29 protein-coding genes are annotated in these 25,103 nt (G+C 71.6%); 16 read left to right on the top strand and 13 right to left on the bottom strand.

The window, feature by feature from the left end; all coding sequences use genetic code 11:
* Positions 1-113: 113 nt before the first annotated feature.
* From MJ607_RS08875 to MJ607_RS08865, 3 genes are read right to left on the bottom strand one after another with little or no spacing between them, the layout of a single operon-like run.
* Positions 114-1,172, bottom strand: a complete 1,059-nt coding sequence (locus MJ607_RS08875) for a ubiquinol-cytochrome c reductase iron-sulfur subunit (RefSeq protein WP_243075200.1) — start codon at positions 1,170-1,172, stop codon at positions 114-116.
* A gap of 34 nt (positions 1,173-1,206) precedes the next feature.
* Positions 1,207-2,007 (bottom strand): c-type cytochrome, encoded by an 801-nt coding sequence (locus tag MJ607_RS08870; RefSeq protein WP_243075199.1) that lies wholly within the window; start codon positions 2,005-2,007, stop codon positions 1,207-1,209.
* Positions 2,008-2,027: 20 nt separating this feature from the next.
* A complete protein-coding gene (locus MJ607_RS08865) occupies positions 2,028-2,672 on the bottom strand; it encodes a heme-copper oxidase subunit III (RefSeq protein WP_243075198.1) in 645 nt (214 codons plus the stop codon).
* Positions 2,673-2,851: 179 nt separating this feature from the next.
* Between MJ607_RS08865 and trpD the strand changes: the two genes are divergently transcribed.
* From trpD to MJ607_RS08840, 5 genes are all read left to right on the top strand, one after another.
* Positions 2,852-3,913 (top strand): anthranilate phosphoribosyltransferase, encoded by a 1,062-nt coding sequence (gene trpD, locus MJ607_RS08860; protein ID WP_243075197.1) that lies wholly within the window; start codon positions 2,852-2,854, stop codon positions 3,911-3,913.
* Between the two features lie 102 nt (positions 3,914-4,015).
* Positions 4,016-4,507: an aromatic ring-opening dioxygenase LigA gene (locus MJ607_RS08855; protein ID WP_243075196.1), complete on the top strand. Its 492-nt coding sequence runs from the start codon at positions 4,016-4,018 to the stop codon at positions 4,505-4,507.
* Positions 4,507-5,562: a PHP domain-containing protein gene (locus MJ607_RS08850; protein WP_243075195.1), complete on the top strand. Its 1,056-nt coding sequence runs from the start codon at positions 4,507-4,509 to the stop codon at positions 5,560-5,562. The genes MJ607_RS08855 and MJ607_RS08850 overlap by 1 nt, the downstream gene beginning before the upstream one ends.
* 88 nt (positions 5,563-5,650) lie before the next feature.
* Entirely contained in the window at positions 5,651-6,163 is a 513-nt protein-coding gene (locus MJ607_RS08845; protein ID WP_243075194.1) for a ClbS/DfsB family four-helix bundle protein, read from the top strand.
* Positions 6,164-6,172: 9 nt separating this feature from the next.
* Positions 6,173-7,465 carry a CynX/NimT family MFS transporter gene (locus MJ607_RS08840; RefSeq protein WP_243075193.1) on the top strand — a complete coding sequence of 431 codons (1,293 nt, stop codon included), beginning with the start codon at positions 6,173-6,175 and terminating at the stop codon, positions 7,463-7,465.
* 46 nt (positions 7,466-7,511) lie between these two features.
* Here MJ607_RS08840 and MJ607_RS08835 read toward each other — a convergent pair whose 3' ends face one another.
* The 3 genes from MJ607_RS08835 to MJ607_RS08825 all read right to left on the bottom strand — a co-directional run bounded on the left by MJ607_RS08835 (position 7,512) and on the right by MJ607_RS08825 (position 9,772).
* Positions 7,512-8,435 carry a 5'-3' exonuclease gene (locus tag MJ607_RS08835; protein WP_243075192.1) on the bottom strand — a complete coding sequence of 308 codons (924 nt, stop codon included), beginning with the start codon at positions 8,433-8,435 and terminating at the stop codon, positions 7,512-7,514.
* A gap of 42 nt (positions 8,436-8,477) precedes the next feature.
* A complete protein-coding gene (locus MJ607_RS08830; RefSeq protein WP_243075191.1) occupies positions 8,478-9,107 on the bottom strand; it encodes a hypothetical protein in 630 nt (209 codons plus the stop codon).
* A 116-nt stretch (positions 9,108-9,223) separates the two neighbouring features.
* Positions 9,224-9,772: a hypothetical protein gene (locus MJ607_RS08825; protein WP_243075190.1), complete on the bottom strand. Its 549-nt coding sequence runs from the start codon at positions 9,770-9,772 to the stop codon at positions 9,224-9,226.
* Positions 9,773-9,949: 177 nt separating this feature from the next.
* Here MJ607_RS08825 and MJ607_RS08820 point away from each other — a divergent pair, with 177 nt between their 5' ends.
* From MJ607_RS08820 to MJ607_RS08805, 4 genes are read left to right on the top strand one after another with little or no spacing between them, the layout of a single operon-like run.
* Positions 9,950-10,855 (top strand): hypothetical protein, encoded by a 906-nt coding sequence (locus tag MJ607_RS08820; protein WP_243075189.1) that lies wholly within the window; start codon positions 9,950-9,952, stop codon positions 10,853-10,855.
* Positions 10,852-12,045 (top strand): acylneuraminate cytidylyltransferase, encoded by a 1,194-nt coding sequence (locus MJ607_RS08815; protein WP_243075188.1) that lies wholly within the window; start codon positions 10,852-10,854, stop codon positions 12,043-12,045. Before MJ607_RS08820 ends, MJ607_RS08815 begins: the two co-directional genes overlap by 4 nt.
* Complete coding sequence (locus MJ607_RS08810) at positions 12,042-12,914, top strand: N-acetylneuraminate synthase family protein (RefSeq protein ID WP_243075187.1); 873 nt, start codon at positions 12,042-12,044, stop codon at positions 12,912-12,914. The genes MJ607_RS08815 and MJ607_RS08810 overlap by 4 nt, the downstream gene beginning before the upstream one ends.
* Complete coding sequence (locus MJ607_RS08805) at positions 12,911-14,197, top strand: DUF6716 putative glycosyltransferase (RefSeq protein ID WP_243075186.1); 1,287 nt, start codon at positions 12,911-12,913, stop codon at positions 14,195-14,197. Before MJ607_RS08810 ends, MJ607_RS08805 begins: the two co-directional genes overlap by 4 nt.
* A 57-nt stretch (positions 14,198-14,254) precedes the next feature.
* Here the strand turns inward: MJ607_RS08805 and MJ607_RS08800 are convergent, their stop codons facing one another.
* Complete coding sequence (locus tag MJ607_RS08800; protein WP_243075185.1) at positions 14,255-15,325, bottom strand: FUSC family protein; 1,071 nt, start codon at positions 15,323-15,325, stop codon at positions 14,255-14,257.
* A gap of 62 nt (positions 15,326-15,387) precedes the next feature.
* On the opposite strand from MJ607_RS08800, the gene MJ607_RS08795 reads away from it, so the two are divergent.
* From MJ607_RS08795 to MJ607_RS08780, 4 genes are all read left to right on the top strand, one after another.
* On the top strand, positions 15,388-15,735 hold the full coding sequence (locus MJ607_RS08795) for a TraR/DksA C4-type zinc finger protein (protein WP_243075184.1): 348 nt from the start codon (positions 15,388-15,390) through the stop codon (positions 15,733-15,735).
* Positions 15,735-16,154, top strand: a complete 420-nt coding sequence (locus MJ607_RS08790) for a YchJ family protein (protein ID WP_243075183.1) — start codon at positions 15,735-15,737, stop codon at positions 16,152-16,154. The genes MJ607_RS08795 and MJ607_RS08790 overlap by 1 nt, the downstream gene beginning before the upstream one ends.
* A gap of 75 nt (positions 16,155-16,229) precedes the next feature.
* On the top strand, positions 16,230-17,660 hold the full coding sequence (locus MJ607_RS08785; RefSeq protein WP_243075182.1) for an APC family permease: 1,431 nt from the start codon (positions 16,230-16,232) through the stop codon (positions 17,658-17,660).
* 58 nt (positions 17,661-17,718) lie between these two features.
* Entirely contained in the window at positions 17,719-18,816 is a 1,098-nt protein-coding gene (locus MJ607_RS08780) for an NAD(P)-binding domain-containing protein (RefSeq protein ID WP_243075181.1), read from the top strand.
* A 55-nt stretch (positions 18,817-18,871) separates the two neighbouring features.
* Here MJ607_RS08780 and MJ607_RS08775 read toward each other — a convergent pair whose 3' ends face one another.
* From MJ607_RS08775 to MJ607_RS08765, 3 genes are all read right to left on the bottom strand, one after another.
* Entirely contained in the window at positions 18,872-19,324 is a 453-nt protein-coding gene (locus MJ607_RS08775; protein WP_243075180.1) for a MarR family winged helix-turn-helix transcriptional regulator, read from the bottom strand.
* A 95-nt stretch (positions 19,325-19,419) separates the two neighbouring features.
* On the bottom strand, positions 19,420-20,028 hold the full coding sequence (locus tag MJ607_RS08770; protein ID WP_243075179.1) for an NADPH-dependent F420 reductase: 609 nt from the start codon (positions 20,026-20,028) through the stop codon (positions 19,420-19,422).
* A gap of 116 nt (positions 20,029-20,144) precedes the next feature.
* Positions 20,145-20,858 carry an MBL fold metallo-hydrolase gene (locus tag MJ607_RS08765; protein ID WP_243075178.1) on the bottom strand — a complete coding sequence of 238 codons (714 nt, stop codon included), beginning with the start codon at positions 20,856-20,858 and terminating at the stop codon, positions 20,145-20,147.
* A gap of 96 nt (positions 20,859-20,954) precedes the next feature.
* Here MJ607_RS08765 and MJ607_RS08760 point away from each other — a divergent pair, with 96 nt between their 5' ends.
* A complete protein-coding gene (locus MJ607_RS08760) occupies positions 20,955-21,482 on the top strand; it encodes a TetR/AcrR family transcriptional regulator (RefSeq protein WP_243075177.1) in 528 nt (175 codons plus the stop codon).
* An 18-nt stretch (positions 21,483-21,500) separates the two neighbouring features.
* Here MJ607_RS08760 and MJ607_RS08755 read toward each other — a convergent pair whose 3' ends face one another.
* Both MJ607_RS08755 and MJ607_RS08750 read right to left on the bottom strand, forming a co-directional pair.
* Positions 21,501-22,217, bottom strand: a complete 717-nt coding sequence (locus tag MJ607_RS08755; RefSeq protein WP_243075176.1) for a potassium channel family protein — start codon at positions 22,215-22,217, stop codon at positions 21,501-21,503.
* 53 nt (positions 22,218-22,270) lie between these two features.
* Positions 22,271-22,567: a DUF503 domain-containing protein gene (locus MJ607_RS08750; protein ID WP_243075175.1), complete on the bottom strand. Its 297-nt coding sequence runs from the start codon at positions 22,565-22,567 to the stop codon at positions 22,271-22,273.
* Positions 22,568-22,653: 86 nt separating this feature from the next.
* Between MJ607_RS08750 and MJ607_RS08745 the strand changes: the two genes are divergently transcribed.
* Complete coding sequence (locus MJ607_RS08745; protein WP_243075174.1) at positions 22,654-23,310, top strand: SDR family oxidoreductase; 657 nt, start codon at positions 22,654-22,656, stop codon at positions 23,308-23,310.
* A 97-nt stretch (positions 23,311-23,407) separates the two neighbouring features.
* A complete protein-coding gene (locus tag MJ607_RS08740; RefSeq protein ID WP_243075173.1) occupies positions 23,408-24,457 on the top strand; it encodes a zinc-dependent alcohol dehydrogenase family protein in 1,050 nt (349 codons plus the stop codon).
* A 45-nt stretch (positions 24,458-24,502) separates the two neighbouring features.
* Here MJ607_RS08740 and MJ607_RS08735 read toward each other — a convergent pair whose 3' ends face one another.
* Positions 24,503-24,985: a hypothetical protein gene (locus tag MJ607_RS08735; protein WP_243075172.1), complete on the bottom strand. Its 483-nt coding sequence runs from the start codon at positions 24,983-24,985 to the stop codon at positions 24,503-24,505.
* Positions 24,986-25,103 lie beyond the last annotated feature (118 nt).

Here is a 25,103-nt window from a genome sequence, read left to right as displayed (position 1 = left end):
GCTCGCGGCGCCGCTGACGAAGCGACCGCCGAGCGGCTTCTCACGAGTGGATGCCGCATCGTCGTGGACAGCCGTTCCGAGCGTCTCGTGCTCGGAGTCGTGCGTCGCGGTACTCAATGGCGCTCCCAGAAGCTCGGGCCGACGGGTTCGGTGAAGTCGCTCTGCGCGACGAGGTAGCCCTCGTCGTCGACGGTGATGGGCAGCTGCGGGAGCGGACGGGCCGCCGGACCGAAGACGACCGCTGCGCCCCGAGACACGTCGAACTGCGACTGGTGACAGGGGCAGAGGAGGTGGTGGGTCTGCTGCTCGTAGAGGGCGACGGGGCAGCCGACGTGAGTGCAGACCTTCGAGTACGCGACGATGCCGTCGTACGTCCAGTCCATCTTGTTCTCGCCGGGCACGAGCTGCTCGGGGAGAAGACGCATGAGCAGGACGATGGCCTTGGCCTTCTGCTCGAGGTAGCCCTCCGCGTGGCCGAGCTCCGCGAGGTCTTCCGGGATGACGTGGAAGGCCGAGCCGAGTGTGACCTCGGACGCGAGGATGGGCGTTCCCTCGGGGTCGCGGGCGAGACGCGTGCCCTCTTTCCACATCGTGTGGCTGAGCTCTGCGACGGGGTCGACGTCCTGGGGCGCGAGACCGCGGAACAGCGTCAAGCCGGGGAGGATGGATGCCGCGAGAGCCGCGATGAGCGAGTTGCGGACCATCGCGCGCCGGCCGAAGCCCGACTCCTCGTTCGCGTCGTCGAAGGCGTGGTACGCCGCGGCGCGCGTCGAGTCACGACCGCGCGTGGCGTGACGCGGCTCGATGAACTCCTTGTCGGACATGATCGCCTTCGACCAGTGGATCGTGGCGATGCCGATGGCCAGCAGCGCGAGCGCGATGCCGATGCCGATGAAGAGGTTGTTGTCGCGGATCGAGACGAGCGAGCCGTCCTCGATCGGGAAGAGCATGTAGGCGGCGATCGCCCAGATGCTCGCAGCCACCGACAGGTAGAAGAGCGTGTAGACCGTCCGTACGGCGCGCTTCATCGCCTCGGGATCCTTGTCGGTCACCCGCTCACGGTGCGGCGGGACCTCCGGGGTGTGCACCGGGTCGGTGACCGCGACTGCGAGCCCCGGGGAGGGCTTCCACGAAGCCCTCTCGTGCTCGAGCGGGTCTTCCTCGTGTGCCATGCTGCTCCTCTTGCGTCTTCTCGTCAGTGACGTGTCAGTTGGACTTCGCGGTGATCCACACGGTGATCGCGATCAGCGTGCCGATTCCGAAGATCCAGATGAACAGGCCCTCCGAGACGGGGCCGAGCGATCCCAGCGTGAATCCACCGGGCGAGACCGCCTCCTGCTGGAAGAGCAGGGACGAGATGATGTCGCGCTTGTCCTCGGTCGTCAGGTTCATGTCGCTGAACACGGGCATGTTCTGCGGGCCCGTGACCATAGCGGCGTACATGTGCAGCGCGCTCGTCTTGTCGAGCGCAGGTGCGTACTTGCCCTCGGTGAGAGCGCCGCCGGCGCCCGCGACGTTGTGGCACATGGCGCAGTTGATGCGGAAGAGCTCCGCACCGCGTGCCACGTCGCCCTCGCCGTCGAGCACCTCGTCCTCGGGGAAGGACGGGCCGGGGGCGACATCCTGCACGTAGGCGGCGATTGCGAGGATCTGCTCCTCGGTGAACTGGACCGGCTTCTGCGGCGCCTGGGGCGCCTGCGCCTGCAGCGGCATGCGGCCCGTGGCCACCTGGAACTCGACCGACAGCTCGCCCACGCCGTACAGCGACGGGCCGGACTCGGTGCCCTGGAGGTTCAGTCCGTGACAGGTGGCGCAGTTCGCCTGGAACAGCTTCTTGCCGTCCTCGACCGTGAGCGCCGTGGCGACCTGGGTCTCGTTGGTCGCGGCCATCGCGGCAGAGGCGCCTGCGTAGGCGCCTCCGGTGAGCAGCAGGCCGATGCCGATGAGGGCGGCCGCAGCCCAGGGGCTGCGACGTCCGTGAGCGCGGCGCTTGTTCTCTCGTGCCATGTCGGGAATCCGCTCCGCTTCTATTTCAGGAAGTAGATGACGAGGAACAGGGCGATCCACACGACATCCACGAAGTGCCAGTAGTAGGAGACGACGATCGAGGTCGTCATTTCCTTGCGTCCGAAGTTCTTGACCGCGTAGGCGCGGCCGATGACGAGGAGGAAGGCGATGAGTCCACCCGTCACGTGCAGGGCGTGGAAGCCCGTCGTGAGGTAGAACGCCGACGCGTACGGGTCGGCACTGATCGCCATGCCCTCAGCCACGAGCTGCGCGTACTCCCACACCTGACCCGAGACGAACACCGCGCCCATGATGAAGGTGAGGTAGAACCACTCGACCATGCCCCACTTGCGGAAGTTCCAGAATCCGGCGGTGCGGTACGGCTGGAAGCGCTCAGCGGCGAAGACGCCCATCTGGCACGTCACGGAGGAGAGCACCAGGATGATGGTGTTCACCGTCGCGTAGGGGATGTTGAGCAGCTGGGTGCGTTCCGCCCACAGTTCGGGGGAGGTGCTCCGGAGAGTGAAGTAGATCGCGAACAGACCCGCGAAGAACATCACCTCGCTGCCGAGCCAGACGATGGTTCCGACGGCGACCGGATCCGGCCGCTTGACGGACCGCATGGCCTGAGAGTAGGTCGCTGTCGTGGTCGTCACGCTCCCCATTATGGCTGAACTCGGCGCGTGATTTTCGCATCGGAAGGCATCGATTTGGCCGCAATGGAACTTAGGCTCTCCTAAAAGATCGCTGAGAGTCCCACGTGAGATTCGGCCTGCGCAGCCTCGTCGGCGGCGCCGTGGGCGGCGCCCGGCGGATTCCTGCGGCGGGGCTAGGCTTCTGCCTTATGGCGGAGCTCTACACCTGGCCGGGGATCCTCACGGCACTCCTCGAGAAGCGCGACCTGAGTGTGTCGGAGTCGACGTGGGCCATGCGTCGCGTCATGTCGGGCGACGCGACGCCGTCGCAGCTCGCGGGCTTCCTCATCGCGCTGCGCGCGAAGGGCGAGACGGTCGACGAGATCGTCGGCTTCCGCGACGCGATCCTCGAGGCCGCGCTTCCCCTCCCCGTCGACGCCGCTGTGCTCGACATCGTGGGCACGGGGGGCGATCGCTTCGGGACCGTGAACATCTCGACGACAGCGGCCGTCGTGGCCGCGGCATCCGGAGTCCCCGTCGTCAAGCACGGCAACAAGGCGGCGAGCTCGGCGTCGGGTTCCAGCGATGTCCTGGGCGAGCTCGGCGTCGACCTGACGCTCTCGCCGGACGCCGTCGCCGAGGCGCTCAGCCGCGCCGGCATCACGTTCGCGTTCGCGGCGGCCTTCCACCCCGGATTCCGCCACGCGGGTCCGACGCGGGCCGAGCTCGGAGTGCCGACCGTCTTCAACTTCCTCGGGCCCCTGTGCAACCCTGCGCGCGCCGAGGCGAACGCCGTCGGCGTCGCGCACCTCGACCGCGTGCCGCTCATCACGGGCGTCTTCCAGACCCGGGGTGCGACGGCCCTCGTCTTCCGCGGGGACGACGGCCTCGACGAGCTCACGACGACGGGGCACAGCAGGCTGTGGGAGGTGAGCCGCGGCGACATCCACGAGCACGACCTCGACCCGCGCGACCTCGGCATCCCGCTGGCCGAGATCGACGATCTGCTGGGCGGAGACCCCGCTCACAACGCGGGGATCGTGCGACGGGTGCTCGACGGCGAGCGGGGCGCGGTGCGCGACATCGTGCTGCTCAACGCGGCTGCCGGCATCGTGGCGTACCGGCTCTTCCGGGATGCCGCGCAGGTGCAGCGCCCGATCCTCGACCGCCTCGCCGAGGCGATGGAGGTCGCCACCGCGGCCGTCGACGACGGCAGGGCCGCGGCCAAGCTCGACGAATGGGTCGCCGTCACGCGGGAACTCGCGGGCTGAGGCGTTCCGGGAACCTTCGGCGCGGGGCCTTCCCTCGCGGCGGCGTGCATCGCTAGTTTGTCGTCCAAGAGCACTGCACTCGCTTCGCAGAGGAGACGACCCATGAGTGACGCACCTTCCACCGTCGACACCATCGAAACACCCGCCAAGAAGCTCGGACTCGTCAAGGCTGTGGGCGCCATCGGCATCATCGGCGGCGTCGCGCTGATCATCGTCGCGATCATCGCGTGGATCGCCGTGACGACGCAGCTCACGGCCGAGAACATCACGATCCCGGACGACGCCGTCGCCTTCCAGGGTCAGCAGGTGACCGGACCGGTCACGGCCTACGTGCAGGCCGACATCATCAACACGCACGCGCTCGCGGCATCCGGCGGGAAGACCTACGCCGAGCTCGACCAGGACGACCCCGTGCGCGCGACCGTCATGCAGGCGTCCTTCCTGCGGGCATCGCTGTTCACCTCGGTCGTCGCCTACGGCGTCGCGCTCTTCGCCGCCGGCATGGGCGTCCTCGCGATCCTGTTCGGCTGGGCGTTCCTGCGCCTCGCGAGCACGCCGGTCGTGGTCAAGAGGTCGAACGTCGCCGCGTCGTAGTGGCATCGCGTGACGGCGCGGATCCCGAGGGAGACCTCTCGGGCTCCGCGCCGTTCGCCGTCCACCCGCACGACGCGCTCGTCGAGATCGCGACGCTCCTCGAGCGCGAACGCGCGTCGCGGTACAAGTCCAAGGCGTTCCGCACGGCGGCGGACGCGATCGCGGGGCTCACCGACGAGGAGCTGCGGGATGCCGCATCCCTCCGTCGACGCAAGGGCATCGGCGACTCGAGCTTCGCCGTCATCCAGGAGGCGCTCGAGGGAGGAGTGCCCGGATACCTCGCGGATCTGCGGGAGCGCGCCGGCGTCGAGCGGACCTCGGCGCTGCGGAAGCTCCTGCGCGGAGATCTGCACAGCCACAGCGACTGGTCGGACGGGCTCACCTCGATCGAGCTCATGGCCGCGGCGGGTCGCGCGCTCGGGCACGAGTACCTCGCGCTGACCGACCACTCGCCGCGGCTGCGGGTCGCCAACGGGCTGAGCGCGGAGCGCCTGCGTGCGCAGCGGGACATCGTGGCGGGTGAAGGCTCGGAGGGGTTCACCCTGCTGTGGGGCATCGAGGTCGACATCCTCGACGCGGGAGAGCTCGATCAGGAGCCCGAGCTGCTCGGCGAGCTCGACATCGTCGTCGCCTCGGCCCATTCCAAGCTGCGCATGGAGCGCGGGCCCATGACCCGCCGGCTCGTCGCGGCCGTCTCGAATCCGCACGTCGATGTGCTCGGCCACGTCACGGGACGGCTCGTCGAGGGCTCGCGGGGCACGCGGCCGCAATCGACCTTCGACGCGCGAGCCGTCTTCGAAGCGTGTGCCGCGATGGGCGTCGCGGTCGAGATCAACTCGCGTCCCGAGCGCCAGGACCCGCCCGACGATCTGCTGGCCCTCGCGCTGGAGCTGGACTGCCTCTTCTCCATCGATTCGGACGCCCATGCCCCGGGCCAGCTCTCGCTCATCGACTACGGCGCCGAGCGCGCCGAGCGGCTCGGGGTGCCGCGCGAGCGCATCGTGACGACGTGGCCGCTCGAGCGGCTGCGCGACTGGACGCGCCGCCCGCGATGAGAGGGCGCCGCCCGCCCGCCCCGCGGGCGTGCGGGAGCGTATCGTGTGTCCCGAGACGCGGGGGCGCGGGGGAGAGGACGGGGTCGAGATGGCGACGGAGCAGCGCGACGCGCTCATCCAGAGCAACGCGGACGAGTACGCCCGCCTGAAGTCCGCCGTGCAGCGGCTGCGCGACGCGGGTCGCATCGACGAGGCCTTCGCGGGCGAGTCGCGCGATCGCTGCGTGCGCGACGTGCTCGCGCACCTTCTCGCGTGGCATCTGCTGCTCGAGGGCTGGTACGAGGAGGGCATGATCGGCGGCGCGCCGGCGCTGCCCGCCGACGGATTCACGTGGAAACAGCTCGACGCCCTCAACGTCGTGCTGCGGGACCGGTGGCAGGACACCCTGATCGAAGACGTCGAGCGCCGCTTGGATGCCTCGCACAGCGGCCTGCAGCGCCTGATTGCGACGCACTCCGACGAGGAGCTCTTCGACGGCGCCGTGTACTCCTGGACGCGCGGCTCGAAGCTCGGGGAGTTCTGTCGCGAATGCGGCGGCTCCCACTACTCGTGGGCGCTCGAGACGATCGCTGCGGGGCTGCCCGAGGAGCGGCATCCCTAGACTCGAACGGTGACTGCGCGCTCGGGGGATTCGTCGGGCCGCAGCATCCCGTGGATCGTCGTCACGGGTGTGCTCGTCGCGGCGCTGAGCCTGCGCGGTCCGATCGTCGCCCCTACGCCCGTCCTGGGCGAGATCGAGCAGGACCTCGGCATCGGGGCCGCCGCGGCGGGACTGCTGACGACCGCCCCCGTCCTGATGTTCGCGCTGCTGACGCCGCTCGCGGCCCTCGTGATCCGCCGTGCCGGCGCGGAGCTCGCCCTGCTGCTCTCGCTCAGCGGAGTGCTGCTCGGCACCTTCGTGCGCGCCCTGCCGGGATTCGGCTGGATGCTCGCGGGGATGGTCGTGATCGGGGCATCCGTCACGATCGGCAACGTCGTGATCCCCGTCATCATCCGCCGCGATGTGCCTCCCGCCCGCGTCGGCTTCGTGACGGCCGCCTACGCCGCGACGCTCAACGTCGGCTCTCTGCTGACGTCGCTGCTGACTGCGCCGATCGCGTCGGTCATCGGGTGGCAGCTCGCGCTGCTCGTCTGGTCGGGAATCACGGTCGCGGGGATCGCGCTGTGGGGCGTGCACGTCCGCCGCAGCAGGCGGGCGGGCGACGAGTGGGGAGACAGGTACTCGGGGCGCTCGGCGCCGGCAGAGCCCGGTGCGCGGCTCGACCTGGATCCCGCGACGGTGACGGGGCCGCTGCCCGTCGTCGGCGCGCGCTCGGCCGGCGCGGGCGGATCGATCCTGACGCGGCCCGTGACCTGGCTGCTCGTCGCGTCGTTCGCGGGGCAGACGACGATCTACTACGCGCTCTCGACGTGGCTGCCGACGATCGCGGCCGACGAGCTGGGGACCGACGCGACGACCTCGGGAGCGCTCGCGTCGCTGTACCAGGGGGTCGGCATCTTCGGCGCGCTCCTGATCCCGGTCCTCACGCGCTTCACGCCGCGAATCGTGCCCGCGACGGTCATCTGCGTCTCGTGGCTCGTGCTCACGACGGGACTCCTCGTCGCACCCGAGCTGCTGTGGCTGTGGGTGTCGATCGGGGCGCTGGGCCACTCGGGCGGCTTCGTCGTGATCTTCACGGCGCTCGTCGCGGTCGCGCGCAGCGACGCGGAAGCCGCCGGGATGTCGGCGCTCGTGCAGGGCGGCGGCTACGCGGTGGGTGCGCTCGGCGCGCCCTTCCTGGGCGCGCTGCACCAGTTGACGGGCGACTGGACGCTCGGCCTGGCCGTCATGCTGGGGCTCTCGGTCGTCTACTGTGTCGTGCTGCTCGCGGCGCTCGCCGCGTCGCGCCGCGCGACGGCCTGAGCGACCCGCTGCTCAGAGGGGCTCGCCGGCCTGAGGGACCCGCTGCTCAGAGCGCGTCGAACGCGCCGACCATCCGGTTCATGGCGGCACCGAGCGCCCAGCGCTCGGCGAAGGCCGCGGCATCCGTCTTCTGCGCATCGTCGAGCGGGCGCAGGCGCGCGTCGACGGCCGGCAGGTCGAGGTCCTTCACGACGGCGACGACGCGCGGTGCGACGGCGAGGTAGGGGAGCGCATTGGCGATCTTGGCGGCGACGCCCGCCGACATCCCCTGCCCGGCCTCGGCTGCCGCGAGGATGCCGGGGAGGTCTCCGTGCGCCGCGAGCAGGGTCGCGGCGGACTTCTCGCCGATGCCCGCGACGCCGGGAAGGCCGTCGGACGAGTCGCCGCGGAGTGTCGCGAAGTCGGCGTACTGGCTGGGGAGCACGCCGTACTTCGTCACGACCGTCGCATCGGTCACGACCTCGAGGTTGCTCATGCCGCGCGCCGTATAGACGACCCGCACGTCGCGCGCATCGTCCACGAGCTGGAAGAGGTCGCGGTCGCCCGTCACGATGTCGACGGGCAGCGTCGCGGTCGTCGCGAGGGTGCCGATGACATCGTCGGCCTCGTGCTCCGCGGCGCCGACGATCGTGATGCCGACGTGGGCGAGCGCCTCACGGATGATCGGCACCTGGATCTCGAGCGGATCGGGCACGACCTCGACGTCGGGCGCGCCCGCGACGACCTCGGCGACGCGATGCGTCTTGTACGACGGGATGAGGTCGACGCGCCACTGCGGCCGCCAGTCGTCGTCCCAGCACGCGACGAGGTGCGTCGGACGGTACAGCGTCACGAGCTTCGTGATGATGTCGAGGAAGCCCCGCACGGCGTTGACGGGCGTGCCGTCGGGAGCGCGGACGGTGTCGGGCACGCCGTAGAAGGCGCGGAAGTAGAGGGATGCCGAGTCGAGGAGCATGAGGCGGTCGGGCATGCGCTCATCCTGCCACGCGGCGCCGACGCCCCGAGCGCGCGGTCAGCAGCCCTGGCCGGCGGGATCCTCGAGGCACGTGCGCTCGACGAGCGCCGTGCGCACCTCGACGACGCGCACCTCGTATCCGCCCGAGGACGCCGAGACGACGCCGGGGATGGGGCGAAACGCCGCGCCGAAGCTGACCGACGGCGTGTACTCGACCGTGACCGAGACGGGGTAGGTGCCGCGTGCGCGGTATGCGTGGCTCGTCGCCGTCGGGGTGAACTGCGCCTGCCCGAGCGACTCCCACGTCGCGCCGCCCGTGCGCGTGCGGCCCGACGTGCCGTCGCCGTAGTCGAAGACGAACGCGGTCGGGACGAAGCGGACGACGACGTCCCAGCCGAGGACGTTTCCTGCGAACTGCTGCTCGGATGCCGCGGCCACGAGATTCGCGGGCATTCCGACGACGCCGTACCCGGCGGGCTGACCCGTCAGGGTCGGCGCCGCGGGACGGAAGGACGCGATGTCTTCGAGCGTCAGGTCGGGGACCACCGCGACCGCGTAGCCTCCGCGCTCGCAGAGCGCCGTGCAGTCGGGGTCGGCCGGTTGCGGTGAGGGACGGCTCTGTCCGCGGGACGGGCCGCCGTCGGGGGCGGGTTGGCTCTCGCCGGGGGTCGTGAGGGAGCCGCTCACGTCGACCTGGGTGCCGTCGTTTGAAACCGAGCAGGTGTCGGTCCAGGTGCCGACATCCTCACACTGACCACCAGCCGCGGGGTGAATCGGTGAGCTGACGAGGAGAAGGATCGCGGCTAGATGGAGCAAGTCGGCTGACCTTCGCGCGGCCCTATCGACGAGATCAAGAGCCCGGTCGGCGACTGCGCGCCTTCCACTGCAGTCACAGTGAGGCTCTGGACGGCTGTCCGGTCTGGGGATACCAGTGACGCACCCGAGGCATCCCTCACATCGACCGCTGATACATCCAGGCAGACAGACATCTGGATGTTCAAGGTCTGGTGATCGATCTCACCCGGTTCAATCAGAGCAATCTCGGACGATCCCGTGACTGTCGAACCATCGGCGTGATACTTCGACAACCCTTTTCGATCCGATGCGTTCAGGTCACCGGTGGTCCAGGCGTAGACGTCCTCGAACGTCTCGGGGTCGCTCAGGTCGACCTGATTGAGGGCGTCCACGTACGCGCGGTACGTCTCCTCGGCGGCGGCGAAGGCCTCCTCCTCGGTCGCGAAGGCGGGCGAGTCCTCGGGTGCGGGCTCGGGGGAGCATCCCGTCACCATGCCGGCCGCGATGCCGGCCGCGAGCACGACGGCGAGCGCGGCGGACGCGAGGCGAGGGAGCACGCGACCACCGTAACCGGCGTGCCCGAGCGGCGGCCGTGCTTATCCACAGGGCGAGCGGGCCCACGGGGCACGCAACGTTCACCTGCCGGAAGGCTCGCCGTCGCCCGCCGTGCGCTGCGCGTCCATGCCGCACGACCACGGTGGGACTCTGCGAGACGCCGGAGCCAGAGGGGTGAGATGAGTCGCGACGCTGTCCTGGCGTGGGTGGAATCCCCCCTGCAGCTCGTCGGCGCCGCCGAATGGGCCGCCGCCCACGAGCGGAGCGTGCCGATCGCGGGTCGCCTGACGACCCAGATGTCCGAGACCGCGGACGAGCTCATCGCCCTGGGCGCGCGCTTCGGGCACTGCGAGCCGTACCTCGGCATCCCGTGGAAGCTCCTTTCGCAGCACGACCACTGGCTCGTCGGCGACGGGTTCTCTGGCCAGTTCCGGCTCGCCATGAGCATCCTGCGACCGACCTCGCTCACATTCCTCGACGACGGTGCGAACACGCTCGCGTTCGCTCGCGCCCTCGCCGGGTCGGGGCCCTACGCCCGCCCGGGAGTCGAGGAGGGGCGTGTGACGACGCTCCTCGCGCCGGTCGCGCTCGAGCGCACCCTCCGCCGCGCACGGGCGCGGCGGGTGACCCTCTTCACGGCGTTCGACGTCGCGGACCGCGAGCGGCTCGATGACCTCGGCGTCGGCGTGCGCCCGCACCGCTTCGAGTGGACGCGTGCGAGCGCCCCTGCCCGCGAGATCGGACCGCGGATCGTGCTGGGCAGCGCCCGCCCGACCGACGGGCGCATGACGCTCGCCGACTTCCTCGCGTGGGTCGAGTCGGTCGCTGCGGCGGGCCCTGTGACCTACCTCCCACACCGCCGCGAGAGCCGTGCGCAGCTCGACGCCGTGCGCGGCATCCCGAATCTGTCCCTCTCGTCGCTGCGCGTGCCCGCCGAACTCGTGCTCGCGGGCGCCCGGCGACCGCTCGAGATCTTCACTCTGCCCTCGAGCACCGCCACGACGCTGCCGCTCGTGCTCGAGGGGACGGGCTCGGTCATCCGGTCGACGCCCGGCCGCAGCCGCGCGCGGGGAGGCGTCTCATGAGCGAGGTCGTCGCGATCATCCCGGCGCGCGGGGGCTCGAAGGGCGTGCCGCGCAAGAACCTGCGCCGCGTCGGGGGAGTGCCGCTCGTCGCGCGCGCGATCGCCGCGGCGCGCCGCAGCGGCGTCGTCGATCGCGTCGTCGTGACGACCGACGATCCCGAGATCGCCGCCGTCGCGCGCGAGTGGGGTGCCGAGGTCGTCGACCGTCCCTCCGAGCTCGCGGGCGACACCGCGAGCTCGGAGAGCGCTCTGCTGCACGCCCTCGACGAGCTCTCGGCACGCGGGATCGACGTCGAGACCGTGGCCTTCGTGCAGGCGACATCGCCCTTCATCGATGCGGCGGCGCTCGGCGAGGGTGTGCGCGCCGTGCGCGAGCGCATCTTCGACAGCGCCTTCGCGGCGATCGAGACGTACGGATTCCTGTGGAGCCGGGATGCTGCCTCCCACGCGCACGCGCTGAATCACGACGCCGCGCACCGGCCTCGCCGTCAGGACCGCGAGCCGCACTTCCTCGAGACTGGCGCGTTCTACATCGTGGACGCGGAGGAGTTCCGCCTCGCGCAGCACCGCTTCTTCGGTCGCATCGGCGTCATCGAGGTGCCCGAGGCGACGGCGATCGAGATCGACACGCCCTCGGAGCTCGAGCGCGCCCGCGCCCTTGCGCGCCTCATCGACGTGCCCGAGCAGATCGACGTCGACGCCGTCGTGACCGACTTCGACGGCGTCCACACCGACGACACCGTCTCCGTCGACGAGACGGGCCGTGAGGCGGTGCGCGTCAGTCGGTCGGACGGCATGGGAGTCGCGCTGCTGCGGCGGCGCGGCATCCCGTTCCTCATCCTCTCGACCGAGACCAACCCCGTCGTGAGCGCCCGCGCCCGCAAGCTCGGCGTCGAGGTGCTGCAGGGCGTCGACGACAAGGCCGCGGCGCTCGCCGCGTGGGCCGAGGCCGCCGGCATCCCCCTCTCGCGCATCGCGTACCTCGGCAACGACGTCAACGACCTCGCGTGCCTCGAGCTCGTCGGCTGGCCCGTCGCGGTGCCCGAAGCGCACCCCCTCGTCCTCGCCGCGGCGCGCGTCGTCGTCGAGCGGCCCGGCGGCGCGGGCGCCGTCCGCGCCCTCGCCGACCGCGTGCTCGCGGCGCGCGCCCCTGAAGCCCTTTCCGCCCCTGAACAGAGGAGTGCACGGTGACCGTCACGATCGGAACCCGCGTCATCGGAGGCGGTCGCCCCGCCTATGTCATCGCCGAGATCGGCCTGAACCACAACGGCGACGTCGAGCTCGCCAAGCAGCTCATCGACGTCGCGGCCGACGCGGGCGTCGACGCGGTCAAGTTCCAGAAGCGCACCCCCGAGCTCGCGACACCGGAGCACATGCGCGGGATGCTGCGCGAGACGCCGTGGGGAACGATGACGTACCTCGACTACCGTCGCCGCGTCGAGTTCGGCCGCGACGAGTACATCGAGATCTCGGACCACGCCCTGCTGCGCGGCCTCGACTGGTTCGCGTCGCCGTGGGACGTGCCGAGCGTCGAGTTCCTCGAGGACCTCGGCGTCGTCGCGCACAAGGTCGCGTCGGCGTCGCTGACCGACATCGAGCTGCTCGAGGCTCTCCGCGAGACGGGGAAGCCCGTCATCCTGTCGACCGGGATGTCGACGACCGACCAGATCGATCGCGCGATCGACGTGCTCGGCACCGACCGGCTCGTGCTCATGCACGCGACCTCGACGTACCCGATGGAGCCCGAGGAGGCGAACCTCCGCGTGATCCCGGCGCTGCGCGACCGTTACCCCGGCGTGCCGGTCGGCTATTCCGGCCACGAGCGCGGCCTGCAGATCTCGCTCGCCGCCGTCGCGCTGGGCGCCGTCGCCGTCGAGCGGCACATCACGCTCGACCGCACGATGTGGGGCTCGGACCATGCGGCGTCGCTCGAGCCGACGGGTCTGCAGCACCTCGTCCGCGACATCCGCGTCATCGAATCGGCGCTCGGCGACGGCGTCAAGCGCGTCTTCCCGGGGGAGTACGCGCCCATGGCGAAGCTGCGGCGCGTCCCGGCGTGAGTCCGACGTCCGCGACGCCGCCGTCGCCCGCGGCACCGCTGCGCATCGTCGGCGTCGCCGACACGGACTCCTACGTCAAGTGGGCGGCGTCCCTGCTCGGCGGACTGGGCGGCGCCGCGGAGGCCGAGCTGCTCGTGCTCGAGACGCCCGTCGTCGTGAGCCGGGCGCAGGAGCGCGCGGCGGTCGCGCGCAGCGGGCTCACCCGCGTCTCACGCGTCGCCTTCGACGCCCTCGAGAGCACGCTCGCGGCGCTGCGCCCCGACGTCGTGCTCGTCGCTGCGCGCGGTCCCCTCGTGCGCGTCGTGGCGCGGCTCGTCGCGGGGCTCTCGCCGCGGCCCGTCATCGTGTCGGGGCTGCCGGGCATCTCGATCCCCGCGACGCGCAAGGCGCTCGTCTACCGCACGCAGTGCGACCTCTTCGTGCTGCACTCGCATCGCGAGGTGCGCGAGTTCGCCGAGCTCGCGCGAGAACGCGGGCATGATCAGCGGTTCGCACTGGCCCGCTTGCCCTTCGCTCAGGCGCGGGCTGGGTCGCGCCCTCAGCCGCCGTCGAGCGGCACGGACCTCGTCTTCGCGGCGCAGGCGATCGTGCCGCGCGAGCGCAGCGACCGGCTGCGCGTCGCACGGCTGCTGATCGACACGGCGAAGGCGGATCCCTCGCGTCGCGTCGTGCTCAAGGTGCGTGCGACGGCCGGTGAGCATCAGACCCACCGCGAGGTCGACCCGCTCGACGGGCTCATCGCGTCGCTCGGGCCGGTCCCGCCCAACCTCGTGACGTCGGCGGTGCCGATGTCGGTCGCGCTCGATTCGGCGGAGGGCCTCGTGACGGTCAGCTCGACGGCGGCGATCGAGGCCGTCGCGCGCGGGATCCCCGTCATCGCCCTCGACACGTTCGGCGTCTCGCCCGAACTCATCAACGAGGTCTTCCGGGGCAGCGACCTGCTCGCGGGCGAGGCGGACGTCATGGCACGACGGCTGCGGCATCCGTCGCCGTCGTGGCTGCGCGAGAACTACTTCCACGAGTCCGACGACGACGATCTGCCCTACTTCCTCGCCGAGCTCGTCGCCCGCCGGCGTGCGGGGCGCCTGCCCGCCAAGCCGCCGCTCGCCCGCGTCGGGGGAACGCTGCGCGACGCGTGGGAGCGCAAGCTCGTGCTCGGACCGCACGACCGCACGCCGAGCGGCTTCGCCGCTTTCGCGATCGGGATGCCGCTGCGCGCCGTCGTGCGGGCGGCGGGTCGGGTGCGGCGGCTCGTGCGGCGCGCCGACCCGCTCACAGCGTGATCCGGGGACGTGGACGCGCCTCCGGCGGCATCCGGGACGTCGCGTTCACCGTCGACGTCACCCGGTAGTCCGTGAGCGGCGGGCCGCGAGCGGCTCGGTCAGGGTCTCGTGGATGCGCCGGAGGTCTTCGAGCAGCGAACCCACCAGGATCCAGTGCGTCTCGGACGGCCGGGCGATCGACAGCGGGGTCGTGAGCGCGCCCGTGTCATCCGCCGGGACGGCCGAGGCCAGCGGGACGACAGGCTCGGCGCGGCTCACGAGCAGCCGCACGTCGTGGGCGGCGCGGCGCAGCTGCTCGGCGATCGCGAGCACCGTCGGCTCGTGCTCGAGCGACGGGTCGTAGCGGTCGACGCACGCGCGTGTCATGCCGATCATCTGCGTCACGACGGGGCGGAACGTCTCGACGAGCTCCTCGAGCGCCGCGAGCTCGTCGCGATGGCGGCGGCTGCGCGGATTGAGCGCGAGCGAGTCCGCGCCCGCCGCGATCGCCTCCTCGGCGTCGTCGAGCTCCGCCCGCACGAGACGTGCATCCTCGAGGAGCCGCGCGAGCTCGGACGGCGTCTGCGGCTCGCGCAGTGCGCGGGCGAGGCGATCGAGCGACGCGGCGAGCGCCTCGCCCAACGCGTCGACCGCCGCGTGCGCCGGCGCGACGGCGACGGGCGGGACGATCGCGAGGTTCACGACGATGCCGATGAGCGCGCCGATGAGGGTCTCGAGGATGCGGTCCACCGCGTAGGAGGGCGTCGCGGTGCCGAGCGCGAGCACGAGCACGGCGCTGATCGCGACCTGGTTGGCGGTGCCCGGCGTCATCCGCAGCGCCCACGCGAGCAGGAGGGAGACGGCGGTCGTGACGAGGATGACCCACGTCTCGTTGCCGAGCAGGATGCTGAGCGCCGAGGCGAGGAGCACGCCCGCGATGACGCCGACGCTGCGTTCGATCGCCCGCGTGAGCGACTGGTTGAGGCTCGGCTGGACGACCAGGAGCGCGGCGATCGCCGCGAACACAGGAGGCGGCCCGGGCACGAGGTAGCCCGCGACGAGCCATGCGGCCGCGGTCGCGACGGCGGATTTCAGAACCTGCAGGAGCGGTGCGCGCCGCGAGGCGCGCAGGCTCGTGGGCATGCGCATGCCTCAACGCTAGGACCCGGCGGGGCACGACGACGACCGGTGCGGAACGTAGGCTCGAGGCCATGACCGCGGCCGCCGAGCTCCTGCGCGAGCACCAAGTCGCGACAGAGCGGCGCCTCGCACTGCTCGACGCCGAGATCGGCGAGCTGCGCCGCGATCGCGCGGCCGACTCCGCCGACGACGAGCACGACCCCGAGGGCGTCACGCTGTCGGCCGAGTGGTCGCGCCTCGAGGGGCTGCGCGCGGCCGCCGCCTCCGACCTCGTCGAGCTCGACGCGGCCGAGGCCCGCGTCGCAGCGGGCACCTACGGGGTCTGCATCGACTGCGGCCGCGCGATCCCCGCCGGCCGGCTCGAGGCGCGGCCGACCGCCGTGCGCTGCGTCGACTGCGCCGCGAAGGCGCTCCGCTGATGTCCTTCGGGCAGGCGGCATCCCGGGCGGACGGATTCCCGCGGATCGAGGCGGCGGACCCGTGTCCGTACGGCAGCGGAGATCGATTCGACGGATGCTGCCGCCCGCTGCTGCGCGGAGAGCCCGCGCCCACCCCCGAACGTCTCATGCGCTCGCGCTACACGGCGTTCCTCGTGGGAGACGCGCGGTACCTCGCCGAATCGTGGCATCCGCGCACGCGGTCCGCCTCGATCGACCTCGAGCCCGACATGCGCTGGACGAAGCTCGAGATCGTGGACGCAGAGTCGGGCGAGACGTCGGGCACTGTCGAGTTCCGGGCGCACTGGCGACAGGGCCGCGAACGCGGCATCCTCCACGAGCGCAGCCGCTTCGTCCCTCACGCCGGTCGCTGGTGGTACGTCGACGGCGACGTCGGCTAGGCGCCCCAGCACGGCATCCTCCCCGCGGCGCATCCCGCCCGCTACGCTGACGAGCAGCCGAGGGAAGGGGCATCCGTGGGTCTTCGCGAGCAGCTCCTGCGCCGGAAGCCGGTCGTGCCGCCCACCGCGACGCCGGGCGGGCTGACACGGCAGATCGGCACGTTCCACCTCGCGATGCTGGGCGTCGGCGCGACGGTCGGCACGGGCATCTTCTTCGTCATGCACGAGGCCGTGCCGCTCGCGGGGCCCGCCGTCATCGTCTCGTTCCTGCTCGCTGGGCTCGCGGCGGGGCTCTCGGCGCTGTGCTACGCCGAGATGGCCTCGGCGGTGCCGGTCTCGGGGTCGTCCTACTCCTACGCCTACGCGACGATGGGGGAGTTCGCCGCGATGGGCGTCGCGGCGTGCGTCACGCTCGAGTACGGCGTCTCGACGGCCGCGGTGTCGTCGGGGTGGAGCGGCTACCTCAACCAGCTGCTCGACGACCTGTTCGGCTGGCGCATCCCGCCCGAGCTCAGCTCGGCGCCCGCCGAGGGCGGGTACGTCAACTTGCCGGCGATGGTGCTCGTCGCACTGTGCGCCCTCCTGCTCATCCGCGGAACGCGTGAGTCGGCGACGGTCAACACGATCATGGTGCTCATCAAGCTCGGCGTGCTCGTCATGTTCGGGGCTATCGCCTTCACGGCCTTCAACGCCGACTACTTCGCCGACTTCGCACCGATGGGCGCCGCGGGCATCACGGCCGCCGCGGGCACGATCTTCTTCACGTTCATCGGGCTCGACGCCGTCGCGACGGCGGGCGACGAAGTGAAGGACCCGCAGCGCTCGCTCCCGCGCGCCATCGTCATCGCCCTCATCACTGTCGTCGCGATCTACCTGTTCGTCGCCGTCGCGGCGCTGGGCACGCAGCCGTGGCAGGACTTCTCCGACCCCGCGCAGCAGGAGGCGGGCCTCGCCGTCATCCTGCAGGACGTCCTGGGCGCGACGTGGGGCGGGACGATCCTCGCGGCCGGCGCGGTCATCTCGATCTTCTCCGTCACACTCGTGACGCTGTTCGGGCAGAGCCGCATCCTCTTCACGATCGGCCGCGACGGCCTGCTTCCCAAGGCCTTCGCGCGGGTCAACCCGCGGACGCACACGCCCGAGTTCACGACAGTCGTCGTCGCGATCGCGGTGGGGCTGCTCGCGGGATTCGTTCCGCTCGGCGATCTGTGGGACCTCGTGTCGATCGGAACCCTCGTCGCCTTCATCGTCGTCTCGATCGCGGTCATCGTGCTGCGGCGGACGCAGCCCGATCTGCCGCGCGGCTTCCGCGTGCCGGGCTACCCCGTCGTGCCGATCCTCTCGGTCGCGGCGTGCGTCTACATCATGTCGGGGCTGCCGTGGACGGCGTTCGTGTGGTTCTTCGTGTGGCTCGCCGTCGTGCTCGGCTTCTACCTGCTGTGGGGCCGACACCACTCGACGCTCGGCGATCCCGTCGCGGAGGCGCGCGAAGAGGCGGGGGAGTAGCCCCACCGGCCACATGGCGCCCCGGAATAGCGGCCCGCGCCCGACCGTTTCACCACCCGTGCAGCCCGTGACCGTCGACGTCGTCGTGATCGGCGCGGGCCAGGCGGGCCTCTCGGCCGCCTACCACCTGCAGCGCCGCGGCTTCGTCCCCGTGTCGCGGGCCGGTGCGGGCGACGAGACCTTCGTCGTCCTCGACGCGAACGCCGGCCCTGGGGGCGCGTGGCAGCACCGCTGGGAGTCGCTCAGGATGGCGACGGTCAACGGCATCCACGAGCTGCCGGGGTTCGCCGTGCCGCCCGCGGATCCGCGCAGCGCGAGCCGCGACATCCTTCCCGCGTACTTCGCCGCCTATGAGGAGCGATACGCGCTCGAGGTGCAGCGGCCCGTCAAGGTGCGGGCCGTGCGCCGCGAGGACGACGATCCCGAAGGGCGGCTGCTCGTCGAGACCGACCGCGGCACGTGGGCGGCGCGCTTCGTCGTCAACAGCACGGGCACATGGACGCGCCCGTTCTGGCCCCGGTTCCCCGGCCAGGAGCGCTTCCGCGGCCGCCAGCTGCACGTCGCCGACTACGTCTCGGCCGACGAGTTCGCCGGCAAGCGCGTCGTCATCGTCGGTGCGGGCATCTCGGCCGTGCAGCTGCTCGACGAGATCTCGCACGTCGCCGACACCTTCTGGGTCACGCGCCGCGAACCGCAGTGGACCGAGGACGACTTCGACATCCCGGCGCGGGTCGCCGCGATCGCGGGGGTCGAGGACCGCGTCAGACGGGGCCTTCCCCCGGGCAGCGTCATCTCGGTGACGGGCATGCACTGGACGCCGTGGGCGCGGGCCGCGCAGGAGCGGGGCGTGCTGGTGCGGCATCCCCTCTTCGCCTCGATCGAGGAGGACGGCGTGCGGATGCCCGACGGCTCGTTCGAGCCCGCCGACGTCATCCTGTGGGCGACGGGCTTCCGCGCCGCGATCGACCACCTCGCACCGCTGCGCCTGCGCACGCCCCAGGGCGGCATCCGGGTCGCGGACGGCCGCGCGCTCGACGAGCCGCGGCTCTTCCTGATCGGGTACGGGCCTTCGCAGTCGACAGTCGGAGCGAATCGCGCGGGCCGCGACGCCGTCCGCGCGATCGTCGCCGAGCGCGATGCGGCGCTCGCCGCCTGATTCCGCGAGCACGGGAGGATGCCGGGGGCACGACCTCTGCGCCCGGACAGGCTGTTCAGTCGATCGCGACCTTGCCGAGGCCGTCCCTGATGGCGGCGAGCTGCGTGCGGGTCAGCCGGTCCAGGAAGAGTTCGCGCACCAGCGCGATGTGCCCGGGGAAGACCAGTGCGAGCAGCTCCGCGCCCGCCGGCTCGAGGCTGATGAGCACGGAGCGGGCGTCGTGGTCGCTCACGCGCCGGGCGATGAGCCCGCGGCGTTCGAGCTGCGTCGCCTGGTAGGTGAGCCCGTTCTTTGACGCGACGAGGCGGTGCGCCAGGTCGGTCATGCGCAGCTCGCCGGCGTCGTGGACCTGGGCCAGGATCGTGAACTGGATCTCGGTGAGGTCGAACTCCTGGAGCTGCCGTGCGACGGCCTGCTGCAGTCGGTCTGCGGCAGCGCGGAGCGCGAAGTAGGCGGAGAGCTCGTCGCGGCTGATCTGCCCTTCCATCGCCGCACCCTTCTCCGCCATGCCTCCACGCTATGCCTCCACACGCTATGCCGATTCGCCGTCGGCGAGGTGGCGCCCTCGCCGACGGCGAATCCCGGTCGCCGTGCGCCTTCGGGTCAGCGGGTGATGGCCAGATTGAACTGCGGGCTCCGCAGGGCGCCCATGAGGGCGGCGAACAGCAGGAAGTAGTGCTCGACGGCGCGGGCCGTCGTGATGCCGCCCAGGTCGATCTGCTGAGCGTCGGCCCAGCCGAGGTCGCGGAGGATCCCCGACACGGTGGCCTTGGCATCCGCGTCATCCCCGGAGAGGAAGACGGTCGTCGGTGCCGAGAGCAGGGTGGGGTCGACCCCGATCGGGCCTCCGACCGTGTTCAGCGTCTTCACGATCCGCGCGTCGGGGAGCGCCTGCTGCAGACGCTCCCCCAGGCTGGAGTCGGGGTAGATGAGGTCGAACCTCTCGTCGACCGCGTTGCCGATGTCGATGAGGACCCTGTCGCCGATCGCGTCGGCGAGGGGAGTCAGGATCTCGAGCGAGTGGGCCGCGGCCAGGGCACTGATGACGACGGATCCGTGTGCGATCGCGACCGCATGCGTCGCGACAGGTGCGGGCAGGTCGGTGTGCCGCTCCGGGGTGCGGGACCCGAAGACGACCGAGTGCCCGGTGCCCAGCAGTCCGCCGGCAAGGGTCCGCGCCATGTGGCCTGTCCCGAGGATCGTGATGTCCATGATGGTGTCTCTTCTCTGCGCCGTGACGCGTCGTTGGTTCCAAGTAGAACTAACGTGATGCCAGAGATATTTCCAATTGGTACAAAAATTCGCCGTGTAGGTTCGACGCCCACGCGTCAGGCGGTTCCTGCCCGCACCGCCGCCGCGACGTCGGCGGGCGATCCTCGCCACGGTGCCCCGTGCCCCGGCAGCACCCAGGACGCCTTCAGAGCCGCGAGCCGCTCGAGCGACGCGGATGCCTCGGCCGGATCGTCCGTGAAGGGCGCCGGCTGCAGCCCCTCGCGCCCGGTCAGCACGTGCCGGGTCGTGAGCGCGTCGCCGACGAACACGGCGTCGGCTGCGGGGATGTGGACGGCGATGCTCCCGGGGGAGTGCCCGGGCATGCCGATGACGACCGGCGCGCCCGGCAGGTCGAGCACGTCGCCGTCGCGCACCTCGACGACCTCCTTCACGTAGGTCGTCCGCATGCCGTTCTTGCGCAGGGCGTAGCCGAAGAACCCGAGGGTCGCGCCGAGCTTCATGCGGCCCATCGGGGTCTTGGGCTTCTCGCCCGTCCGGGCCCGCTGCGCGTCGGCGGCGTGCACGAAGACGGGGACGCCGTGCTCGCGGCGCAGGCGCTCGGCGAACCCGACGTGGTCGCTGTCGCCGTGCGTCAGGATCAGCCCGCGGATGTCGGCGGGCGTCTTGCCGATCGCCTCGAGTTCGCGCTGCAGATCGTTCCAGTGGCCCGGCAGTCCCGCGTCGACGAGCGTGATGCCCTCGTCGGTGTCGACGAGGTAGGACGCGACGATGTCGTTGCCGAGGCGGTGCAGGTGCGGCGCGAGCTTCATGACGGTTCTCCTTCGGGCGGCTCCCGGATGGGGGATTGGCATGGCTACGATACGTAGCTATCATGGCTAATGTCAATAGCCATGAAGGAGTGACGGATGCCGACACCCGACCGCACATCGTTCACCGCGATCGTCGACGCGGGCCGTGATCTGCTCGAGGACGGCGGAGTCGCGGCGCTCACGATGCAGGGCGTCGCCGAGCGCGTCGGCGTGCGCGCCCCTTCGCTCTACAAGCGCGTGCGCGACCGCGATGCGCTCATCGCTGCGGTGGCCTCCGCCACGGTCGACGACCTGGCGGATCGCCTCGAAGCATCCGATGGCTCCCTTGAAGACCTCGCGCGCGCCTATCGCGCCTTCGCCCACGCGCGTCCCGAGGGGTTCCGCCTCATGTTCGCGACAGCCGCGCCGCAGGAGGCGCTCGACCGCGCGGCGGCGGCGATCCTCGGCACGGCCGCGGCGCTCGCGGGCGAGGGGCACGGCCTGGAGGCGGCCCGGCTCGTCACCGCGTGGGCGACGGGCTTCCTCCACATGGAGCTCGCGGGCGCTTTCCGGCTCGGCGGCGACATCGACGACGCGTTCGAGTTCGGCCTCGCGGCGCTGCGGCGCGGGCTCGTCCCGGCCTGACGGTCCAGGCGCCCCGCGTCAGGCGGCCAGGCGGTCGAGGGTCTCCTGCAGCCGATCGACCTTCGCCTCGAGCGAGCGGATGTGGCCGACGGTCGCGGCATCCCGCTCCTCGTCATGCTCGCCGACGCGCTCGACGATCCACGACGCGATCGTCGCCGTCACGACACCGAGAAGGGCGATGCCGCCGACCATGAGACCCACGGCGATCGCGCGGCCCACGGCCGTGACGGGCGTCACGTCGCCGTAGCCGACCGTCGTGATCGTCACGAACGCCCACCACACGGCATCGCCGAACGTCGTGATGGTCGACCCGGGCGCATCGCGCTCCGCGTCGAGCACGGCGAGTGCCGCGACGAAGACGAGCAGCGCGGCCGCGCCGCCCGCATAGACCGAGATGCGCCCACGAAGTGCATGGCCGGCCGTGCGCTGCAGCACCGCGAGGAGCGTCACGAGGCGCAGGATCCGCAGCGGCCGCAGCATCGGCAGGATGACGATCGCGGCGTCGAAGAGATGCGTGGAGAACCACCGCCATCGCCGGCCGCGCTCGACGAGGATGAGGTTGGCGACGTAGTCGACGACGAACGCGGCCCACGTGATCCACAGGACGGACTCGGCGGCGACGTCGGCGGGGCCCGAGAGATCGCCGATGACCTGCCACGCGTACGCCGCGAGAAAGAGGATCGACGCGATGATGAGCGGCCACTCCGTGATGCGGCGCCAGCGTTCCTGAGTCATGCGCACACATTAGGGGCGGGGCGGCAGGCGTGCACGCCTGCCGGGGCGGGAGCTCAGTCGTCGCCGCTCGACTGCAGCTTCCGATGGGCGGCGAGCAGTGTGAGCTCAGGATGCTCCAGGACGACGGCTTCCGCGTGGTCGAGCAGATGCCGCACGTGCGCGGGATCCCCCGAGACGACGGCGACGCCGATGCCCGTGCGCCGGTGGAGGTCCTGCAGGCCGACCTCGGCGACCGAGGCCTCCGTGCGCCGGCGCAGCTCCGCGATGAGCGGGCGAATGACGCTGCGCTTCTCCTTGAGGGAGTGCACGTCGCCGAGAAGGATGTCGAACTCGATCCAGCCCACCCACATGACCCCATCGTGCCAGCAGCGCGCCGCTGCGGCGCCCAGTGCGGGATCCCGGCCTAGCCTGGGGTGACGCGACGGAAGGACTTCTCATGGCGCGCATCCTCATCTTCGGCGGGCACGGCAAGGTGGCCCTCCTGCTCGAACCGCTGCTCGTCGCACGTGGCGACACGGTGACCGCCGTCATCCGCAACCCCGAGCACGAGCAGGAGGTCGCAGGCACCGGCGCCACGCCGCTCGTCGCCGACGTCGAGACGTTCGACCTCGAGCAGCTCACCACCCTCGTCGCGGGCAACGACGCCGTCGTGTGGTCGGCCGGCGCGGGCGGCGGCAGCCCGTCGCGCACCTACGCCGTCGACCGCGACGCCGCCGTGCGGTCGATGGATGCCGCGGCCGCCGCGGGTGTGCGCCGCTACGTCATGGTCTCGTGGGTGGGCTCACGCCCCGAACACGGCGTCCCGCAGGACAGCTCCTTCTTCGCCTACGCCGACGCGAAGCTGGCGGCCGACGAGCACCTCCGGGGGAGCGGACTCGACTGGACGATCCTCGCGCCCGGCACCCTGACCCTCGGCGCGCCGACGGGCCGCATCGCCCTCGACCCCGAGGGGTCGGGCGACGTGCCGCGAGCGGATGTCGCAGCCGTCGTCGCCGCGTCCCTCGACGATCCCGCCGCGACGATCGGCCGCACGATCCGCTTCGGCGGGGGTGACGCGGCGATCGCCGATGCGCTGCGCAGCCTCGCGGGCTGACGCGCGAAGGCCGTCGAAACCGCGCGAACGACGCATGCGTGTGCAGCGGAGCGGTCGTTCGCGCCGTCTCGACGTCGCGGGATCGTAGGCTCGGAGCATGCTTGCCACCGTCATCCACGCCGCCCGCGACATCCGTGTCGAAGAAGTCCCCGATCCCGTGCTCTCGACGGGCGCCGATGCGATCGTGCGGGTCGTCGCAGCCTGCGTGTGCGGCTCGGACCTGTGGCCGTACCGCGGCGTGACACCGACGCACGGCCCGCACCGGATCGGCCACGAGTTCGTCGGCGTCGTCGAGGAGATCGGCCCCGAGGTGCGCGAGGTCAAGCCCGGCGACTTCGTCATCGCGCCGTTCTACGTGTGCGACGGCACATGCGCGAACTGCCGCAACGGCGTCTCGACGTCGTGCCTCACGGGCGGCTGGTGGGGGAGCGACGACCACTTCGGCGGCTTCGCCGACGCCGGGCAGGGCGAGCGCGTGCGCGTCCCGCTCGCGGACGGCACCCTCGCGGTCGTGCCCGGTCCCGTCGGCGACGACGAGATCCCGGGCCTTCTGACGCTCAGCGACGTCATGGGCACGGGCCACCACGCCGCCGTCTCGGCGGGCGTCGGCCCCGGCGACTCGGTCGCGGTCGTGGGCGACGGCGCCGTGGGCCTGTGCGCCGTCATCGCGGCGAAGCGCCTCGGCGCGACGACGATCATCGCGATGTCGCGGCACCCGCAGCGTCAGGCGCTCGCCCGGGAGTTCGGCGCGACGCACGTCGTCGAAGAGCGCGGCGACGCCGGCATCGCGCGCGTCCAGGAGCTCACGGGCGGCATCGGCGCGGATCGCGTGCTCGAGTGCGTCGGCACGAAGGAGTCCATGGACCAGGCGCTGCGCTCGACGCGCCCGGGCGGGATGGTCGGCTACGTCGGCGTCCCGAACGGCGGGGCCGAGCTGCCGATCCGATCGCTGTTCGGCCGCAACGTCGGCGTCAACGGCGGCGTCGCGCCCGTGCGCGGCTACATCGAGGAGCTCCTGCCGGACGTGCGATCGGGCGCCATCCAGCCCGGCCGCGTCTTCGATCTCGAGCTGCCGCTGCGCGAGGCGCCCGAGGCCTACGCCGCGATGGACGAGCGCCGTGCGATCAAGGTGCTCCTGCGCCCCTGACCCTCGGGGCGCTGTCGCTCGACGGTCGGCGCTCAGCGGCTGACGTCAGGGACGGCGGGTGCGCAGTGCCGCGGCGGCGTCCTTCGCGGGGCGGTCGAGCAGCCGCTCCTCCCATGTGAGGTCCCAGCCCGACGCGGCGCGGGTCGCGCGCAGCTGATCGTCGGCGTAGACCTTCGGTGCGGCATCCGTCAGCGCCTGATACGAGCGGAGACGGATGCCGAGGGCCGATCCGGCCGCGCCGAAGCGGTCGATCGCCGACCAGGGCACCATGACGCGACCCTCGATCCGCACGCCGTCGTCGTCCGCGACGAGCAGCGTGCTGCGGCGGAACTGCCCGACGAGCGAGAAGCCGCCGCCGACGCCGCAGACGCCGACGGCGGCGGCGCCCACGATGATGTTGAGCGGCGTCGTGGGGCTCACGGCGTAGACGACGACGCCCATCGCGGCGACGAGGGCGCAGAAGACGGCGAGGCCGATGAGCCTTCCGCGGGGCGTGACGATGCGGACGGGCGGGGCGGACGGGCTCACGGTCATCGAGCCTACGGGCGATCCGCGGGGGGAGTGCGCCGCATCCTCCGGAGCACGGCGCGTCGCGCGGGCGAACGCGGCGGAATGGGCGAAAGTTGCGAAGTATGCGTTCTGGGGG

The sequence above is a fragment of the Microbacterium sp. SS28 genome (assembly GCF_022761035.1).
In the GTDB taxonomy this organism is placed as follows: domain Bacteria; phylum Actinomycetota; class Actinomycetes; order Actinomycetales; family Microbacteriaceae; genus Microbacterium.
The sequence above is the reverse complement of the archived record's forward strand: the minus strand, read 5'-3'. Positions and strand labels throughout refer to the sequence as shown.

Coding starts and splice junctions, on each gene's coding strand:
- MJ607_RS08875 (WP_243075200.1), bottom strand. CDS start 1,172: ATGGCACACGAGGAAGACCCGCTCGAGCACGAGAGGGCTTCGTGGAAG.
- MJ607_RS08870 (WP_243075199.1), bottom strand. CDS start 2,007: ATGGCACGAGAGAACAAGCGCCGCGCTCACGGACGTCGCAGCCCCTGG.
- MJ607_RS08865 (WP_243075198.1), bottom strand. CDS start 2,672: ATGGGGAGCGTGACGACCACGACAGCGACCTACTCTCAGGCCATGCGG.
- trpD (WP_243075197.1), top strand. CDS start 2,852: ATGGCGGAGCTCTACACCTGGCCGGGGATCCTCACGGCACTCCTCGAG.
- MJ607_RS08855 (WP_243075196.1), top strand. CDS start 4,016: ATGAGTGACGCACCTTCCACCGTCGACACCATCGAAACACCCGCCAAG.
- MJ607_RS08845 (WP_243075194.1), top strand. CDS start 5,651: ATGGCGACGGAGCAGCGCGACGCGCTCATCCAGAGCAACGCGGACGAG.
- MJ607_RS08835 (WP_243075192.1), bottom strand. CDS start 8,435: ATGCCCGACCGCCTCATGCTCCTCGACTCGGCATCCCTCTACTTCCGC.
- MJ607_RS08820 (WP_243075189.1), top strand. CDS start 9,950: ATGAGTCGCGACGCTGTCCTGGCGTGGGTGGAATCCCCCCTGCAGCTC.
- MJ607_RS08815 (WP_243075188.1), top strand. CDS start 10,852: ATGAGCGAGGTCGTCGCGATCATCCCGGCGCGCGGGGGCTCGAAGGGC.
- MJ607_RS08800 (WP_243075185.1), bottom strand. CDS start 15,325: ATGCGCATGCCCACGAGCCTGCGCGCCTCGCGGCGCGCACCGCTCCTG.
- MJ607_RS08795 (WP_243075184.1), top strand. CDS start 15,388: ATGACCGCGGCCGCCGAGCTCCTGCGCGAGCACCAAGTCGCGACAGAG.
- MJ607_RS08790 (WP_243075183.1), top strand. CDS start 15,735: ATGTCCTTCGGGCAGGCGGCATCCCGGGCGGACGGATTCCCGCGGATC.
- MJ607_RS08775 (WP_243075180.1), bottom strand. CDS start 19,324: ATGGCGGAGAAGGGTGCGGCGATGGAAGGGCAGATCAGCCGCGACGAG.
- MJ607_RS08770 (WP_243075179.1), bottom strand. CDS start 20,028: ATGGACATCACGATCCTCGGGACAGGCCACATGGCGCGGACCCTTGCC.
- MJ607_RS08765 (WP_243075178.1), bottom strand. CDS start 20,858: ATGAAGCTCGCGCCGCACCTGCACCGCCTCGGCAACGACATCGTCGCG.
- MJ607_RS08760 (WP_243075177.1), top strand. CDS start 20,955: ATGCCGACACCCGACCGCACATCGTTCACCGCGATCGTCGACGCGGGC.
- MJ607_RS08755 (WP_243075176.1), bottom strand. CDS start 22,217: ATGACTCAGGAACGCTGGCGCCGCATCACGGAGTGGCCGCTCATCATC.
- MJ607_RS08750 (WP_243075175.1), bottom strand. CDS start 22,567: ATGTGGGTGGGCTGGATCGAGTTCGACATCCTTCTCGGCGACGTGCAC.
- MJ607_RS08745 (WP_243075174.1), top strand. CDS start 22,654: ATGGCGCGCATCCTCATCTTCGGCGGGCACGGCAAGGTGGCCCTCCTG.
- MJ607_RS08740 (WP_243075173.1), top strand. CDS start 23,408: ATGCTTGCCACCGTCATCCACGCCGCCCGCGACATCCGTGTCGAAGAA.